Here is a 15,941-nt window from a genome sequence, read left to right on the forward strand (position 1 = left end):
ATGAAGCTCGGCGCCCGCGTCCTCGACGCCGTGGAAAGGGTCGGCAACAAGCTGCCCGACCCGGTCTTCCTGTTCTTGTGGTTCATCCTCGCCCTCATCGTCCTGAGCATGGTGGGCGCGGGGCTCGGCTGGCAAAGCGTCAACCCGGTCACGGGCGACGTGCTGCAGGCCCAGAGCCTGCTGGCCCCGGCGAATCTGGAGAAGCTCTTCATCGACATGCCGAAGACCCTGGCCGCGTTCCCCCCGCTGGGGATCGTGCTGACCGTCGTCTACGGCGCGGCGGTGGCCGAGCGGGCGGGCCTGTTCACCACCGCCTTCCGGGGCATGCTCCTGAACGCGCCCCGCTACATCCTGACGCCGGCCGTGGCGGTGACCGGGATGGTCTCTCACCATGCGTCGGACGCGTCGTACGTCGTGGTCATTCCGCTGGCCGCGGTGATCTTCGCCGCGGCGGGACGCCATCCGCTGGCGGGTCTGGCCGCGGGCTTCGCGGCGGTGTCCGGCGGCTTCGCCGGCAACCTGTTCCCGGGCGCCTCGGACGCCCTGATCCTGGGCATCACGGAGCCGGCCGCGCAGCTGATCGACCCCAGCTACAGCGTCACCATCGCCGGCAACTGGTTCTTCTCCATCGGCATGGTCGTGGTGTTCACGCCGATCATCTGGTTCCTGACCGACGTGGTCATCGAACCCCGGCTGAAGACCCGCGCGCCTCTGAACATCGAGGGGCCCAAGGCCGACGAGAAGACGCCGCTGACCTCGGCCGAGAAGCGGGGTCTGGCCTTCGCGGGCCTGACTCTTCTGGCCATGATCGCCCTGTGGGCCCTGATCGTCGCCTTGCCCGGTTCGCCCTTCATCGACGCCGAGGCGGAGCCGAACCAGCGGTTCAACCCGCTGTACCAGTCGCTGGTCGCCTTCTTCGCCATCCTGTTCTTTCTCGCCGGGGCGGCCTACGGCGTCGGCGCGGGCTCGGTGAAGAGCCACCGCGACCTGGTCGTCATGATGCGCGACGGCATCGCCCAGATGGCGCCCTACGTCGTGCTGGCCTTCTTCGCCGCGCACTTCGTGGCCATGTTCAACTGGTCCGGGCTGGGACCGATCCTCGCCGTCAGCGGGGCGGAGTATCTGAAGACCATCGCCCTGCCCGCGCCGTTGCTGCTGATCGCGGTCGTGCTCGTGTCCTGCTTCTTCGACCTGTTCATCGGCTCGGCTTCGGCCAAATGGTCGGCGCTGGCGCCCATCGTGGTGCCCATGTTCATGCTGCTGGGGATCAGTCCGGAGATGACCACCGCCGCCTACCGCATGGGCGATTCGGTGACGAACATCGCGACCCCGCTGATGAGCTACTTCCCGCTCATCCTGACCTTCGCCCAGCGTTGGGATCCGAAGTTCGGCCTGGGCAGTCTCATGTCGACCATGCTGCCCTATGCGGGCGTGTTCCTGATCTCGGGTCTGGTCATGGTGGCGATGTGGGTGGCGCTGGATCTTCCTCTGGGCCCGGGCGTGGGCGTTCACTACGAGCCGCCGCCGCCCGCGGTGGCCGCCCAGCCCCCCGTCGAGGGGGGCATCGCCGGCGAAACGACCGGGCCCCAGGCGGCCGCCCGATAGCCGACGAAAAAAGCGTCGGGGCCGCGCTTGACGGGCGCGCGGCCCCCGCCTAAACGACGCCCCTCGCCGCGGCGCACCAGCGCTTCGGCCGGGATGTGCGGGTGTAGCTCAGTTGGTTAGAGTGCCGGCCTGTCACGCCGGAGGTCGCGGGTTCGAGCCCCGTCACTCGCGCCATTCCTGACGGACGTCGGAATGGCCACCGCCCATCCCCCCTTCATCACCCGCCCGAGTAGCCGCCGATTATCGGCAGCACCTCGCCGGTGATGTAGCTGGACATCTGCGGCGACGCCAGGAAGACGAAGGCGGGCGCGATCTCCTCCGGCTGGGCCGGGCGCTTCATCACGGTGTCGGAGCCGAACTTCGACGTCTTCTCCGCGTCCTTGTCCGCCGGGTTCAGCGGGGTCCAGACCGGCCCCGGCGCCACCACGTTCACGCGGATGCCCCTGGGCGCCAGATGCGTGCCCAGCGACCGGGCGAAGGCGTGAATGCCGCCCTTGGTCAGCGAATAGTCCAGCAGGTCCTTGTTGCCCATGATCCCGGTCACCGACCCGGTCATGACGATCGACCCGCCGGCCTGCATGTGCGGCACGGCCGCCTGACAGATGTTGAAGTAGCCGTAGAGGTTGGTCTTCAGCGTCCGGTCGAAGTGGTCGAACTTCAGATCCTCGAAGGCCTGCACATGCTCCTGGAAGGCGGCGTTGGGCACCACCACGTCCAGCCGGCCGAAGGCGTCCAGCGTCGCCTTCACCGCCGCCCTGGCGAACTCGGGATCGGCGACGTCGCCCTTCAGCACGATCGCCCTGCGTCCCTCGGCCTCGACCGCAGCCTTCGCGTCTTCGGCGTCGCGCTCCTCGTCCAAGTGGCAGATGGCGACGTCGGCGCCCTCGCGCGCGAACAGGACGGCCACGGCCCGGCCGATGCCGGAGTCGCCCCCGGTCACCAGCGCCGCGAAGCCCGCCAGCTTGCCCGAGCCCTGCCAGAACGGCGCGTCGTACATCGGCGCCGGATCCAGCGCGGCCTCGTCGCCCGGCTTGGTCTGGTGCTGCTTCGGGAACGGCGGCTCCGGATAGCGGCGGGCGCCCGCCTGCACCGCGCCGTCGTCGACCCCGTCGCCCGATTTCGCGTCCTTGGCGTCGATGCGCGCCTGCACCTCGCGCTCGTGGTCCGCCACCTTTTCGGCGCGGGGATCGAAGCGGTCGTCCATGTCTGCCTCCTGCGGTCTTCGCAGGGGCAATGCGCCGGGCGCGGAGCCCGTTCCGAACGGCTCAGCTCAGCAGGTCGAGGCCGCGCCGTAGCGGCTCACTGCGGCATGCGGGACGAAGGACCTCAGGTCGACGCGGGTCAGGCGGTCATACTCGCACTCGGGCATGTCGTCGGAATCGACGCCCAGCGCCCGGGCGATCAGCGGAACGGTGTTGCTGTGGCCGACCACCAGGATCACGGCGTCCTCAGGCTGGGCAGCGATCTCGGCCACGATCGCGCCGACGTGCGCCTCGACTCCCGCGTCCAGGGCGAACGCCCGCACCGGGGCGCCGAACTCGGCGACCGTCGGGGCCGCCGTCAGTCCGGTGCGCTGCAGCGGGCTGACCAGCACCAGATCAGGTCCCTCCCGTCCGAAGATCGCCGCCAGCGCCTGAGCCCGCTGCGTCCCCGCCTCCGACAGCACCGGATCGCGCGAGGCGTCCGCCTTCTCCGCATGCCGAACCAGAACCACGGTCTGGGCCGAGGCCGCGGAAGCCAGAGCCCAGAGCCCGGCCGCCAGCGCGGCCCTCATCAACGCACTCATCCGTCCCCTCCCCGAGCCGACCGGAACTCGGCCTTGCCGCTGACGTCAGCATAGGTCTCGCACAGGCTTTCGAACACCCGATCCCAGGCGAAGCGGTCCACCGCCTTGGCCCGCGCCGCGGCGCCGACCGCCTCGACGTCGCGCGCGAAAAGGGCCTCGACCGCCGCCGCATAGGCCGCGGGATCGGCCCGGTCGGCCAGCTGACCCACGGTCGGATCGACCGTCTCCTTCACCCCGCCGGCATTGATGCCGACGACCGGCCGACCACAGGCCATGGCCTCCAGCACGATCAGGCCGAAGGGCTCCTTGTCGTTGGCGTGCACGAAGGCGTCGCAGCTGGCGATGATCTTCGCCACCGTCTTCGGGTTCGCCTCATAAGGCATGGAAATCACGCGGTCTTCATGCGGAAGTCCCTGCCCGGCGCCCACCAGGACCAGATGATAGGGATCGCCCAGCTTCTGGACCGCCTCGATCAGCACGTCGATGTTCTTTTCGCGGGCCGGACGGCCGGCGAAGCACAGCAGCCGCGCCGACGCGGGCAGGCCCAGCCGCTTGAGCAGCCAGTCGCGGTCGCGCCGGTCGGGGCGGAAGGTCTCGACCTCCACGCCAAGCGGCTGGATGACGATGTCGCGGATGCCGGCCTCTTCAAGCCGCCGCGCGATGTAGCGGCTCGGCGAGACGACGCGGTCGAACTGGCCGAACAGCTGGGCCCAGCGTTTCTCGACCGGCTTCTTGGCCCATTCTCCGAAATGCAGGGCGGCCAGGCCCGCCGGATCGGAGTGGCAGAAGCCCACGACGGGGCATCCGACCCGCTGCCCGGCCTCCAGGGCGCCCTGGCCGGGCGTGTAGGGGTCGCCCGCCTCGATCAGGTCGGGCTCCAGAGAGGCGACCCACGCGGCCCAGCGGCGCACCGACTGCGGCCAGCGGTAGCCGTCGCCGAACGGCAGCTTGGTCGCGTGCAGGTGCACGATGCCGTCCTCGCCCGCCTTATGGTGCGGACCCGGCACGACCAGGGTGTGGGCGACCTCCGGACGATGGGCCTCAAGCCAGGCCTTCTTGGACAGAAGATACCGCTTCACCCCGCCCGACTTCGGCGCATACAGCATGGTGGTGTCCACCATGCGGGGCCTCGGATCCTCCGACGCCGCCCGGGCGGCGCGCAGGGTGTCCGAGACCTCCTCGTCCCAGCCGGGAAAGAGGCGGAGCTCGCCTTCCTGCACCTCAAGCCCGGCCAGGCTGACCAGTTCGCGCTCGGCCGCGCTCACGCCGATGCGGCCCTTGCGGACCTTCTTCTGGATGCGCCGGGCCTTGCGGACCCTCGACATGTGCGACTTGACCATGCCGCGCCGTAGCGCCGCCCGCGATCAAGCTCAAGCGTCGTCGACGCCGCCGCCCGACGGACGGGATTCCGGAACGGCCCGGCCGCGTCGGGACAGGGCCTCGCGCAGCAGCATCTCGACCTGGGCGTTCACCGAGCGCAGCTCGGCGGCGGCCAATCGCTCGACCGCCGCCATCACCTCGGGCGAGGCCCGCAGCAGGAAGGCTTTCTTCGCCTTGCCCGCCATCAGCCGTAGAGGGTGCCGGTGTTGACCACGGGCTGTGCCTCGCGGTCCGCGCACAGCACGACGAGCAGGTTCGAGACCATCGCCGCCTTGCGGTCCTCGTCCAGATCGACCACCCCGCGTTCGCCCAGATCGGTCAGGGCGTTCTCGACCATGCCCACGGCGCCCTTCACGATGAGGCGACGGGCGGCCAGCACGGCCTCGGCCTGCTGACGCTTCAGCATCGCCTGGGCGATTTCCGGAGCATAGGCAAGGTGCGCCAGCCGCGCCTCGTCGACGACGACGCCGGCGACCGCCACGCGGGAAGCCAGCTCCTGACGCAGCCGATCCGCCACGTCCTCGGCGTCGGCCCGCAGGGTCAATTCGTGCTCCTCGCCGTGGTCGTAGGCGTAGTGCGAGGTCAGGTCGCGCAGGCCCGTGTCGACCTGGATGTTCACGAAGGCCTGGTAGTCGTCGACGTCGAACAGCGCCTGTGCCGAGTCCTCGACGCGCCAGACCACGTTGGCGGCGATCTCGATCGGATTGCCGCGCTTGTCGTTCACCTTCAGCTTGTCGCTGGTCAGGTTGCGGGCCCGGAGGCTGATCTTCTTGCGCGTGTACCAGGGCAGCACCCAGCGCAGACCGGTCGTCCGGTCGGTGCCTCGATAGTCGCCGAACAGCAGGATGGCGGCCGCCTCGTTGGGCTGCAGGGCGTAGAAGCCGCACATCAGGAACAGGCCGACGACGGCCAGTCCGGCGCCGCCGGCCAGGAACGGCCAGGCGTCGGGATTCTGGGCCACCAGCACCGGGCCGCCGATCACCATCGCCAGCGAAACCAGCAGGATCGGTATGCCGCCCGCGGCCCTGGCCGCCCGCTCGGTGGATCGTTCTCTCTTTTCCGTCATGAAAACCCCCTGTGTCGATGTCGAAGTGATATCACTTTGTGATCGCCACATGCAAGGCCGGATCCGGGCGTGCGGCCTTGCATTCGCCTCAAATTCGGGAAACTTGGGACAAACGTCCGACGGGGCTGCTAAACGGCCCCCAAATTCGTCTCGTGCGCCGTCGAGGGGTGATCCCGGTTATGCGTCTTTTCTATGCGACCGCTGCGGCGCTCGCGCCCTTGCTCTTCGCCGCCGGCGCCCAGGCCCAGGTCGTGATCAACACGGCGCGCACGACGCCGATCCTGACGTCCAACGCCAACAACGGCGCCGCGGCCGACGTCCAGATCGCGTCCGGCGGGGCGATCAATCTGACCTCCGGCACCGCCGTGACGGTCGATTCGAACAACACCTTCACCCTGTCGACCGGCGGGGCGATCACCTTCACCAACGCCGCCGACGGCGCGACGGGCGTTCTGGTGAACGGCGGCGTCAACACCACGATCACCATCAACGACCGGATCGTCATCGGCGATTCCCTGGGCGCCCAGCCCAATCCGGACGACGACCTGGACCCGGATGGCCCGTGGGCGACGGGGTCGGGACGCTACGGGGTCCGTCTGGCCGGTCCGGTCACGGGCGATCTGCTGCTGAACCGATCCGGCTTCATCCAGGTCGAAGGCAACGACTCTTTCGGCATCTCGATCGACGACGGCCTGACCGGAAACTTCCGAAGCCAGGCCGAGATCCGCACCCTGGGCGACCGGAGCGTGGCGGTTCGGCTGGCCGGCCTCCTGGACGGCAACGCCTACATCGGCGGCTCGATCGACTCGACGGGCGAGGACGCCTCGGCCGTGGTGGTCGAGGGCGACGTCACGGGCCGCCTGATCTTCCAGGGCGACATCGCCGCGACCGGGTTCCGCTACCGCTCGCGCCCCGCCCAGGACGTGATCGACGACATCGATGCCGACGATCGTCTTGAGGGCGGGCCCGCCGTCATCATCGCCGGGAACGTCGCGGGCGGCGTTCTGTTCGACGTCCTGCCGACCGAGTCCGATTCGAACAGCACGGACGACGACGGCGACGGCGTGACGGACTCGGAAGAGACCGCGTCGCGCGTGTCCACCTTCGGCTCGGCGCCGGCCATCCTGGTCGGCTCGACGACCCAGGACATCACCCTCGGCGCCGTCGGAACCGGCGATCTGAACTACGGCTTCATCAATCGCGGCACGGTCAACGCCCAGGGCATTCTGGACGGCGTGAACGCCCAGGCGGTCCGATTCGGCGTGGACGGGGGCGGCGCCGTCACGATCGACGGCGGCGTGCTGAACGCCGGACCCGTGTCGGTGCTCGCCTACGACGCCGACGCCGTCGCCTTCCGCTTCGGCGCCGGAGTGACGACCCCGCGCTTCACCAACACCGGCTTCGTGACCGCGGCCAGCGCCAGCGACGCCGGAGGCGAAGTCACGACGATCCTGTTCGAAGCCGGCGCCGACGTCGCGACGTTCACCAACCGGGGGACGATTCTCGCGACCAGCGGCGGCGGCACGGCCGACGTCACCGCCGTCCGCGATCTGAGCGGCACGCTGACCTCCTTCACCAACATGGGCGTGATCGAGGCCAATCTGACGCCCAACGCCGACGGCGACCCGGTCACGGGCACGTCCGCCGCCGTCGACCTTCGCGCGAACACGACGGGCGTCGTCTTCATCCAGGACGCCGACCCGGCCGACCCGGCGCCCGGCGACGGCAATCCGGACTCAGACGGCGACGGCGTCGCCGACGCGTCCGAACCCTCCATCTTCGGAGACGTCCTGCTGGGGTCGGGAGCCGACGTCGTCGACGTGCGCAATGGCACGATCACGGGCGCGATCGACTTCGGGGCCGGAGCGGACAGCCTGTCGATCACCGGCGGGGCGACCGTCACCGGCCGCCTGGCCGACTCCGACGGGCAACTGACGATCGACGTTCAGGACGGCACCCTTGACGGGCGTCAGACCTCTACGCTGGGCGTCACCGACCTGACCGTCGGCGGGGACGGCCGCCTCATCTTCACGGTCGACGGAGCCGCGGGCACGGCCGGCGGCTATGCGGTGTCGGGAACGGCGAACCTGCAGGACGGATCCCAGCTCGGGGTGCGCTTCACCTCCCTGATCGCCGCGCCGACGCGCTTCACGGTCATAGACGCCAACACCCTCACGCTGGGCAACGTCGACTTCGAGGCGACCGAATCCAACTCGCCCTACCTCTTCCGTGTGGACGCCTCGGCCGACGCCGCGGCGGGCGAGGTTTATCTCGACGTGCGGCGCCGCACGGCTGAGGAGGCGGGGCTGATCTCCGCGGAAGCCGGCATCTTCGACGCCTTCTACGGCGCCCTGGGGTCGAACCCGAACCTGCTGGACGCCTTCATCAGCCAGACGGGGCGCGAAGATTTCATCAATCTGTACGAGCAACTCCTGCCCGAGCACTCGGGCGGGCCGCTCCTGTCGCTGTCGGGCGGCGTGGACGCCGTGACCCGCGCCCTGGTCGGCCGCAACGCCTCGGCGGCCCCCGGTCAGGGCAGCGCCTGGCTGCAGGAGATCACCTTCTACGCCGACAAGGACAAGACCGACACCTACGGCTTCCGCTCCGAAGGCTTCGGAGTGGCCGGCGGCTTCGAGATGGGCACCGATTACGGCAACCTGGGCGTCAGCCTGGCCTTCACCTCGTCGGACCTCGAGGATCCGGAGTCCGAGGCCGAGGAGGTCATTTCCGCCAATCTGATCGAACTGGGCCTCTACTGGCGGGCCCAGGGCCAGTACTGGACGACCTGGGCGCGGGCCGCGGGGGGCTACGCCACCTTCGACTCCACCCGGCGCCTGGTGGGCTCGGGCCTGAATCTGTCGAACACCTCCAGCTGGAACGGCTGGACCGTGGCCCTGGCCGGCGGCGCTTCGTACGAGCGCACCTACGGCCGCTTCACCATTCGTCCGGAAATCTACGCCGAGTATTTCTCGCTGAGCGAGGACGCCCACGTCGAGGCGGGGGGCGGCCAGGGCTTCGACCTCGAGATCGACGAGCGCGAGGGCCACATGTTCTCGGCGACGGCGGCCATGAACATCGCCATGGGCATGGGCCAGAACAGCTGGCTGAAGCCGGAATTCCGCATCGGCTGGCGCCAGAACATCTCGGTCGATCCGGGCGTGACCATGGGCCGGTTCGTCGGCGGCGGCCCGGACTTCGCCATCGCGCCGGACGGCATCGAGGGCGGCGGCCCGATCGTCGGATTCCGTCTGAACGTCGGCAACGAGCTGGGCATGCTGTCGGTCAGCGCGGACGCCGAACTGATCGAGGACTACGTCCGCTACATGCTGCTGCTGCGGGCCAGCTTCCGGTTCTAGGACCGGGCCCACGATCCGAAAGACGAGAAGGGGCCGCCGGACGATCCGGCGGCCCCTTTTTCGTGTCCGGTCGTTCCCGGACCCTCTCCAGGGATTCTCCAAGGAGTTTCCATGGGATTGTCCAGGGATGTGCAGCCGTCGGGCGGTGGGCGGCGAGGGGTTCGAACCCCCGACCCCCTCGGTGTAAACGAGGTGCTCTGACCAGCTGAGCTAGCCGCCCTGCCCGCCTGTTCCCCTTGCCGGGCGCGGGCCGCCGCCGCAAGGGCGACGACCCGTCCGGATCAGTGGCTGACCGTCGCCGTGGCGCCGTCGGCCGGCGGCGCGGCGGCGGGGAGGGGCTCGGCGGCCTCGTCCCACTCGACCGGCGTCAGCGTGCCGGTCAGGGCCCACTTCAGCGCCTCGTCCGCGGTCGAGATGGGGACGATCTCGAGCGCCGACTTCACGTTCTCGGGCACGTCGGCCAGGTCCTTCTCGTTCTCCTGCGGGATCAGCACCGTCTTGATGCCGGAGCGCAGGGCCGCCAGCAGCTTCTCCTTCAGGCCGCCGATGGCGGTGACGCGGCCGCGCAGGGTGATCTCGCCGGTCATGGCGATGTCCTTGCGGATCGGCACGCCGGTCAGGACCGAGACCATGGCCACCGTCATGGCGACGCCGGCGGACGGGCCGTCCTTGGGCGTGGCGCCGTCCGGCACGTGCACGTGGATGTCGGTCTTCTCGAACACCGGCGGCTTGACGCCGAAGGCCAGAGACCGCGCCCGGACGTAGGAGGCGGCGGCGGAGATCGACTCCTTCATCACCTCCTTCAGGTTGCCGGTCACGGTCATGCGGCCGCGGCCCGGCATCTTGATGGCCTCGATGGTCAGGATGTCGCCGCCGAACTCGGTCCAGGCAAGGCCGGTGACGATGCCGACCTGATCGGTCTCGTCGGTCTCCCCGTACCGGTACTTCTTCACCCCGGCGTATTCGGCCAGCTTGGCCGCGTCGATGGTGATGGAGGCGACGTCCGTCTTCGCCATCTCGCGCACGGCCTTGCGCGCCAGACCGCCCAGCGCCCGCTCCAGCGAGCGAACGCCGGCTTCGCGAGTGTAGTAACGGATCAGGTCCCGGAGCATGGCGTCGGGCACGACCAGTTCGCCGTCCTTGAGGCCGTGGTCGACCAGCAGCTTCGGCAGGACGTGACGCTTGGCGATCTCGACCTTCTCGTCCTCGGTGTAGCCGCTGACGCGGATGACCTCCATCCGGTCGAGCAGCGGCTGCGGCATGTTCATGCTGTTGGCCGTGGTCACGAACATGATGTTCGACAGGTCGTAGTCCACCTCCAGATAGTGGTCCCCGAAGGTCGAGTTCTGGGCCGGGTCCAGCACCTCCAGCAGGGCCGAGGACGGGTCGCCGCGCCAGTCGGCGCCCAGCTTGTCGATCTCGTCCAGCAGGATGAAGGCGTTGGTGGTCTTCGCCTTCTTCATCGACTGGATGATCTTGCCCGGCATGGAGCCGATGTAGGTGCGGCGGTGGCCGCGGATTTCGGCCTCGTCCCGCACGCCGCCCAGCGACATGCGGACGTACTCACGCCCGGTGGCCTTGGCGATCGACTTGGCCAGAGAGGTCTTGCCCACGCCAGGAGGTCCCACGAGGCACAGGATCGGGCCCTTCAGCGAACCGGTCCGGGCCTGGACGGCCAGGTATTCGACGATGCGCTCCTTCACCTTCTCCAGGCCGTAGTGATCCTCCTCGAGGATGTCCTCGGCCTTCTGCAGGTCGATGGGCTTCTGTCGCGCCTTGCCCCACGGAATCGACAGCAGCCAGTCGAGATAGTTCCGCACCACCGTGCTCTCGGCCGACATCGGCGACATGTTCCGCAGCTTCTTGACCTCGGCGTCCGCCTTGGCGCGCGCCTCCTTCGACAGCTTCGTCTTCCGGATGCGCTTCTCCAGCTCCATGATCTCGTCACGGCTGTCGTCGGTCTCGCCCAGCTCGCGCTGGATCGCCTTCATCTGCTCGTTCAGGTAGTATTCCCGCTGAGTCTTCTCCATCTGGCGCTTGACGCGCGAGCGGATCTTCTTCTCGACCTGCAGGACGGAAATCTCGCCCTCCATCAGGCCATAGACCTGCTCGAGGCGGCCCGCGACGTCGAACGTCTCCAGCAGCTTCTGCTTGTCGGCGATCTTGACCGACAGGTGGGCGGCGACGCTGTCGGCGAGCTTGGACGCGTCCGTGATCTGGGGGATGGAACTGAGCGCCTCGGGCGGGACCTTCTTGTTCAGCTTCACATAGTGTTCGAAATGCTCGATCACCGCGCGCGACAGGGCCTCGGCGCGCGCCGGATCGGCGATCTCGTCGTCGAGCACGACGGCCTCTGCCTCGAAATACTCGGTCTGGTCGGTGAAGCGGGTCAGGCGGGCACGGCGCTTGCCCTCGACCAGCACCTTCACCGTGCCGTCGGGCAGTTTAAGCAGCTGCAGAACGGTCGCCAGCACGCCGATCGGATAGATGGCTTCGGCGGCGGGATCGTCGTCGACGCTGTTCTTCTGGGTCGCCAGCAGGATCTGCTTCTCGCCCTTCATGATCTCGTCGAGCGCGCGCACGGATTTCTCGCGGCCGACGAACAACGGCACGACCATGTGCGGGAACACGACGATGTCCCGGAGCGGCAGGACGGGGAGGACTTTGGACTCGGACATGATGCGAACTTCCTGGAGTCCGGGTTGATCCCGGACCCGTCGCGCCGGCGTGGGGGGCAAGGGGCCCGACCGTTTCGACTCGACCCGCCTTGTGGCGGCCTTCGCGGAAGTATGTGGTCCGGAACCGTACGCGTTCAAGCGTGACCGGTCCGAGGGCTGGGGATCAGCGCATATCCTTAAGCACGATCTTCGCCGCGTTGTGACCCGGAGCGCCGGTGACGCCGCCGCCCGGGTGGGCGCCGGAGCCGCACAGGTAGAGGCCGGGCACGGGCATGCGGTGATCGGCGTGGCCGAGCACCGGACGGGCGCTGAACAGCTGATCCAGCGTCAGGCGGCCGTGAAAGATGTCGCCGCCGACAAGGCCGAAGCGCCGCTCCAGATCGCGCGGCCCCAGCGCCAGACGGCCGAGCACCGAGGCCTTGAAGCCCGGCGCCCAGCGGTCGACGGTCTCGATCATCAGGTCGGCGACGGTCTCGCGGTCGTCGTCGGAAAGGTCGGGCGAGACGTGCTGGCAGAACAGGCTGGCGACATGCCGGCCCGGCGGGGCGAGCGTGTCGTCCAGCGTCGACGGGATCAGCATCTCGATGATCGGCTCGCGCGACCAGCCGTCCAGCCGGGCCGAGGCGTGGGCTCGCTCCATATAGGCGAGCGAAGGCGCCATGATGATGCCGGCGGTCAGGTGGTCGCCGGGTTCGGGCATGGCGGTGAAGCGCGGCAGTTCGCTGAGCGCCACGTTCATGCGGAAAGTGCCGGATCCGGAGGCGTAGCGCGTCATCCGCTCGCGGAAGTCGTGGGGCACGGCGGCCGGATCGACCAGCCGGTCGAACAGCAGGCGCGGGTGCAGGTTGGAGACGACCGCCCGGGCGCGGAACACGTCGCCCGCCTCGGTCACCGCGCCGACCGCCCTGCCCTTTTCCGTCAGCACCTCGACCACGGGCGCGTCGAGGCGGACGTCGACGCCGCGCTCGGCGCAGGCCCGGGCCATGGCCTGGGTGATCGCGCCCATGCCGCCGACGGCGTGCCCCCAGGCGCCGCGTTTGCCGTTCACCTCGCCGAAGACGTGGTGCAGCAGGACATAGGCGCTGCCCGGCGTGTAGGGGCCGGCGTAGTTGCCGACCACGCCATCGAAGCCGAACAGGGCCTTGATCGGCTCGCTGTCGAACCAGCCGTCCAGCCAGTCGCCGGCGGACTTGGTGAAGAGGTCCAGCAGGTCGCGGCGGCCCTGGACGTCCAGAGCCGCCGCCTGACGCCCCAGGGCCCCGGCCGAGAGCAGGTCCGGCAGGGCGTGCAGCCAGCCGCCTGGGGTCATGTTGGGCGGCGGACGCAGAATCCAGTCGCGCAGGACGTCGGCCACGACCTCGAGCCGGCGCTCGTATTCCGGCAGACGGTCGGCGTCTTTTTGCGAGAACCGGGCGACCTCGCGCTGCGTGATCCCCTCCCCGGCCAGCAGCCGGTCGCCCCCCGGCAGGGGCAGGAAATTGGCGACCTTGCGCAGCACGACCTGCAGTCCGTGACGGCGCAGGTCCATGTCGGCGATGACTTGCGGGTTGAGCAGGCTGACCGTGTAGCTGGCGGTGGAGTTGCGGAAGCCGGGTTGAAACTCCTCCGTCACCGCGGCGCCGCCGACGACGGATCGACGCTCCAGCACGGTCACCTTCAGTCCCGCCCGCGCCAGATAGAAGGCGCAGACAAGCCCGTTGTGGCCCCCACCGAGGATGACGACGTCGGTTTCGATGGCGGCCATGGACGCTCCCTTTCGGAAGCGCGTCTAGCACGGCGGGATCAGGCGGACAGCAGGTCCAGCACGGTCAGGCCGATCTGGGCGAGCGTGCAGAAGGCCAGGGCGGCGACCATGACGAGCTCGGTGCGGCTGGGGCGGCGCGGCATGGCATCCTCCGGGATCGTCGAGGATGTCACGATTCGGGCAGGTCCCAATCTTTGGTTGTTTCACGCCTACTTTGGGTAGCCGCCGACCCATCGCTGGTGCAGCAGCGGGGCGCCCAGCCAATAGCAAAGCTCCGCAGGGCGTTCGACGTTCCAGACCGCGATGTCGGCGACCTTGCCGGGCTCGAGCGTGCCAATCTCCGACGAAAGGCCAAGTGCGGCCGCGGCATGGCGCGTGGCGCCCGTCAGGGCCTCCTCCGGCGTCAGGCGGAACTGTACGCAGGCGAGGTTGAGGGCGGCGGTCAAGCTGGCGACCGGCGAGGTGCCGGGATTGCAGTCCGTGGCCACGGCCATGCGCACGCCGTGGCGACGGAAGAGGTCGATCGGCGGCGGCGTCGTTTCTCGCAGCATGAGGTAGGCCCCGGGCAAAAGCACCGCGACGGTCCCGGCGGCGGCCATGGCGACGACGCCCGCTTCGTCCACATGCTCGACGTGGTCTGCCGACAGGGCGCCGTGCGCGGCGGCCAGACTCCCTCCCCCCCCGTTCGAAAGCTGGTCGGCGTGCAGCTTGACCGGCAGACCGAGGTCGCGGGCGCGCTCGAACAGGCGGGCGATTTCGTCCGCGGTGAAGGCGATGGGCTCGCAGTAGGCGTCGACCATGTCGACCAGGCCTTGCGCGTGCGCGGCGGGCAGGACCTGATCGATCATCAGGTCGAGGTAGGCGGTGCGATTCTGACGATGCTCGGGCGGCAGGGCGTGCAGGCCCAGGAAGCTGGTCGAGACGCGCACGCGGCCCTCGACGCCGACGCGGCGGGCGGCGCGCAGCATCTTCAGCTCGTTGTCGGCGTCGAGGCCGTAGCCGGACTTGATCTCCACCGTGGTGACGCCGCTGTCCGTGAGGCCACGCAGGCGGTGGAGAGCCGAGGCGACCAGGGCGTCCTCGTCGGCGGCGCGGGTGGCGGTCATGGTCGAGACGATGCCGCCGCCCTCGCGCGCGATCTGCTCATAGGGCACCCCGGCCAGGCGGCGCTCGAACTCGTGCGAGCGGTTGCCGCCGAACACCAGATGGGTGTGGCAGTCGATCAGGCCGGGCGTGACCCACCGGCCGCCCAGGCGCTGGGTCCGCTCCGCGTCGTGCGCGGGCAGTTCGGCGCGCGGACCGACCCAGGCGAGGCGGCCGTCGCGGACCAGAAGCGCGCCGTCCTCGACGGCGCCGTAGGCCAGGCCGCCCTCCGCCATGGTGGCGAGACGGCAGTCGGCGATCAGCAGATCGAAGCGGTCAGCCACGCGCTTCAAATCCCGCCAGCAATTCGCAGAACCAGCGACCCGCCGTGAGGGAGCCGAGGTCGCCGATTTCGAGAGAGGGGTCGTATTCGGTCAGGTCGACCGCGCGGACCTTGGGGTGGGCGCCGACGACGCGCGTGGCCTGGAAGAAATCCTGGACCGGGACGCCGCCCGGGCGGGCGCCGGGGCTGGCGGGCCACTGGCCGCGGTCGATGACGTCGATGTCGAAGTCGACGTAGATGACGTCGCAAAGGGCGGAGAGGCGGTCCAGCTCCTGAGCGACGGCGGCGGCGAGGCCCAGTCGGCGGCATTCGGCGGCGGTGCGGACGGAGATGCCGGCGACTTTGGCCTTCTCATGCGCGCGGCGGGTGTTGGCGAAGGGGGCGAGGCCGACCTGACTGATGCGGCGCCCGTCCACTCCGTCGTCCAGCAGGGCCTGGATGGGATTCCCGTTTGTCAGGCCCTGATCCGTGTCGCGCAGGTCGAAATGGGCGTCCAGCGTCAGCACGCCGACGCTGTCGAGGCCCAGCGCATGGACGCCGGGGCGGGTGACCGCGTTGTTGCCGCCGATCAGGACGGTCAGGTCGCGACGAGCTTGCGCGGCGACGGCGTCGCGGAGGGGTGCGAAGGCGTCGGACGGCGAGACGGCCCTGAGCGGGACGTCGCCGGCGTCGTGGACGGCCGTCGTCAAGTCCAGCCCCGTCTCGACGTCGTAGGTCGAAAAGCGCGGCAGCACGGCGCGCAGGGCCTTGGGCGCGAGGTCGCAGCGGCCTGGCGTCAGGGAGCGTTCGTTCAGCGGCGCGCCGATGAGCGCGGCGCGCGCGTCCGGGTGATCGCCGACCAGGTCGGCGACGGAGCGCCAGGACAGGGCTTCGGAGGCTTCCATGCTCATGGGTCGCCAG

Annotated in this window: 11 protein-coding genes and 2 tRNA genes; 3 read left to right on the plus strand and 10 right to left on the minus strand. The window is 69.5% G+C overall.

The annotated features are described in order from the left end of the window. Both EFJ44_RS11620 and EFJ44_RS11625 read left to right on the plus strand, forming a co-directional pair. Nucleotides 1-1,605, plus strand: a complete 1,605-nt coding sequence (locus tag EFJ44_RS11620; protein WP_125257360.1) for an AbgT family transporter — start codon at nucleotides 1-3, stop codon at nucleotides 1,603-1,605. Nucleotides 1,606-1,702: 97 nt separating this feature from the next. Further along, nucleotides 1,703-1,779: transfer RNA gene (locus EFJ44_RS11625), tRNA-Asp, on the plus strand. A 43-nt stretch (nucleotides 1,780-1,822) separates the two neighbouring features. Here EFJ44_RS11625 and EFJ44_RS11630 read toward each other — a convergent pair. From EFJ44_RS11630 to EFJ44_RS11650, 5 genes are all read right to left on the minus strand, one after another. After that, nucleotides 1,823-2,809, minus strand: coding sequence for an SDR family oxidoreductase (locus tag EFJ44_RS11630; RefSeq protein ID WP_125257361.1), 987 nt, complete (start codon nucleotides 2,807-2,809; stop codon nucleotides 1,823-1,825). 66 nt (nucleotides 2,810-2,875) lie between these two features. Beyond that, nucleotides 2,876-3,379: a SixA phosphatase family protein gene (locus EFJ44_RS11635; protein WP_241209776.1), complete on the minus strand. Its 504-nt coding sequence runs from the start codon at nucleotides 3,377-3,379 to the stop codon at nucleotides 2,876-2,878. Nucleotides 3,380-3,387: 8 nt separating this feature from the next. Beyond that, a complete protein-coding gene (locus EFJ44_RS11640) occupies nucleotides 3,388-4,731 on the minus strand; it encodes a glycosyltransferase (protein ID WP_241209777.1) in 1,344 nt (447 codons plus the stop codon). Between the two features lie 30 nt (nucleotides 4,732-4,761). Continuing rightward, the gene (locus EFJ44_RS11645) at nucleotides 4,762-4,956 is read right to left on the minus strand and encodes a type II toxin-antitoxin system antitoxin (protein WP_125257363.1); all 195 of its coding nucleotides are present in this window, start codon (nucleotides 4,954-4,956) and stop codon (nucleotides 4,762-4,764) included. After that, entirely contained in the window at nucleotides 4,956-5,837 is an 882-nt protein-coding gene (locus tag EFJ44_RS11650; protein WP_125257364.1) for an SPFH domain-containing protein, read from the minus strand. The genes EFJ44_RS11645 and EFJ44_RS11650 overlap by 1 nt, the downstream gene beginning before the upstream one ends. Nucleotides 5,838-6,016: 179 nt before the next feature. Here EFJ44_RS11650 and EFJ44_RS11655 point away from each other — a divergent pair, with 179 nt between their 5' ends. Next, nucleotides 6,017-9,193, plus strand: coding sequence for an autotransporter outer membrane beta-barrel domain-containing protein (locus EFJ44_RS11655; protein WP_125257365.1), 3,177 nt, complete (start codon nucleotides 6,017-6,019; stop codon nucleotides 9,191-9,193). Nucleotides 9,194-9,339: 146 nt separating this feature from the next. Here EFJ44_RS11655 and EFJ44_RS11660 read toward each other — a convergent pair. From EFJ44_RS11660 to EFJ44_RS11680, 5 genes are all read right to left on the minus strand, one after another. Next, nucleotides 9,340-9,413, minus strand: a tRNA-Val gene (locus tag EFJ44_RS11660). A gap of 61 nt (nucleotides 9,414-9,474) precedes the next feature. Continuing rightward, on the minus strand, nucleotides 9,475-11,871 hold the full coding sequence (gene lon / locus EFJ44_RS11665; protein ID WP_125257366.1) for an endopeptidase La: 2,397 nt from the start codon (nucleotides 11,869-11,871) through the stop codon (nucleotides 9,475-9,477). A 163-nt stretch (nucleotides 11,872-12,034) separates the two neighbouring features. Next, nucleotides 12,035-13,615, minus strand: coding sequence for a phytoene desaturase family protein (locus tag EFJ44_RS11670; RefSeq protein ID WP_125257367.1), 1,581 nt, complete (start codon nucleotides 13,613-13,615; stop codon nucleotides 12,035-12,037). 209 nt (nucleotides 13,616-13,824) lie between these two features. Further along, entirely contained in the window at nucleotides 13,825-14,994 is a 1,170-nt protein-coding gene (gene hutI / locus EFJ44_RS11675; RefSeq protein ID WP_125257480.1) for an imidazolonepropionase, read from the minus strand. 40 nt (nucleotides 14,995-15,034) lie between these two features. Next, nucleotides 15,035-15,931: an agmatinase family protein gene (locus EFJ44_RS11680; RefSeq protein ID WP_241209778.1), complete on the minus strand. Its 897-nt coding sequence runs from the start codon at nucleotides 15,929-15,931 to the stop codon at nucleotides 15,035-15,037. Nucleotides 15,932-15,941: the final 10 nt, after the last annotated feature.

Source organism: Brevundimonas fluminis (assembly GCF_003934285.1).
In the GTDB taxonomy this organism is placed as follows: Bacteria; Pseudomonadota; Alphaproteobacteria; order Caulobacterales; family Caulobacteraceae; genus Brevundimonas; species Brevundimonas fluminis.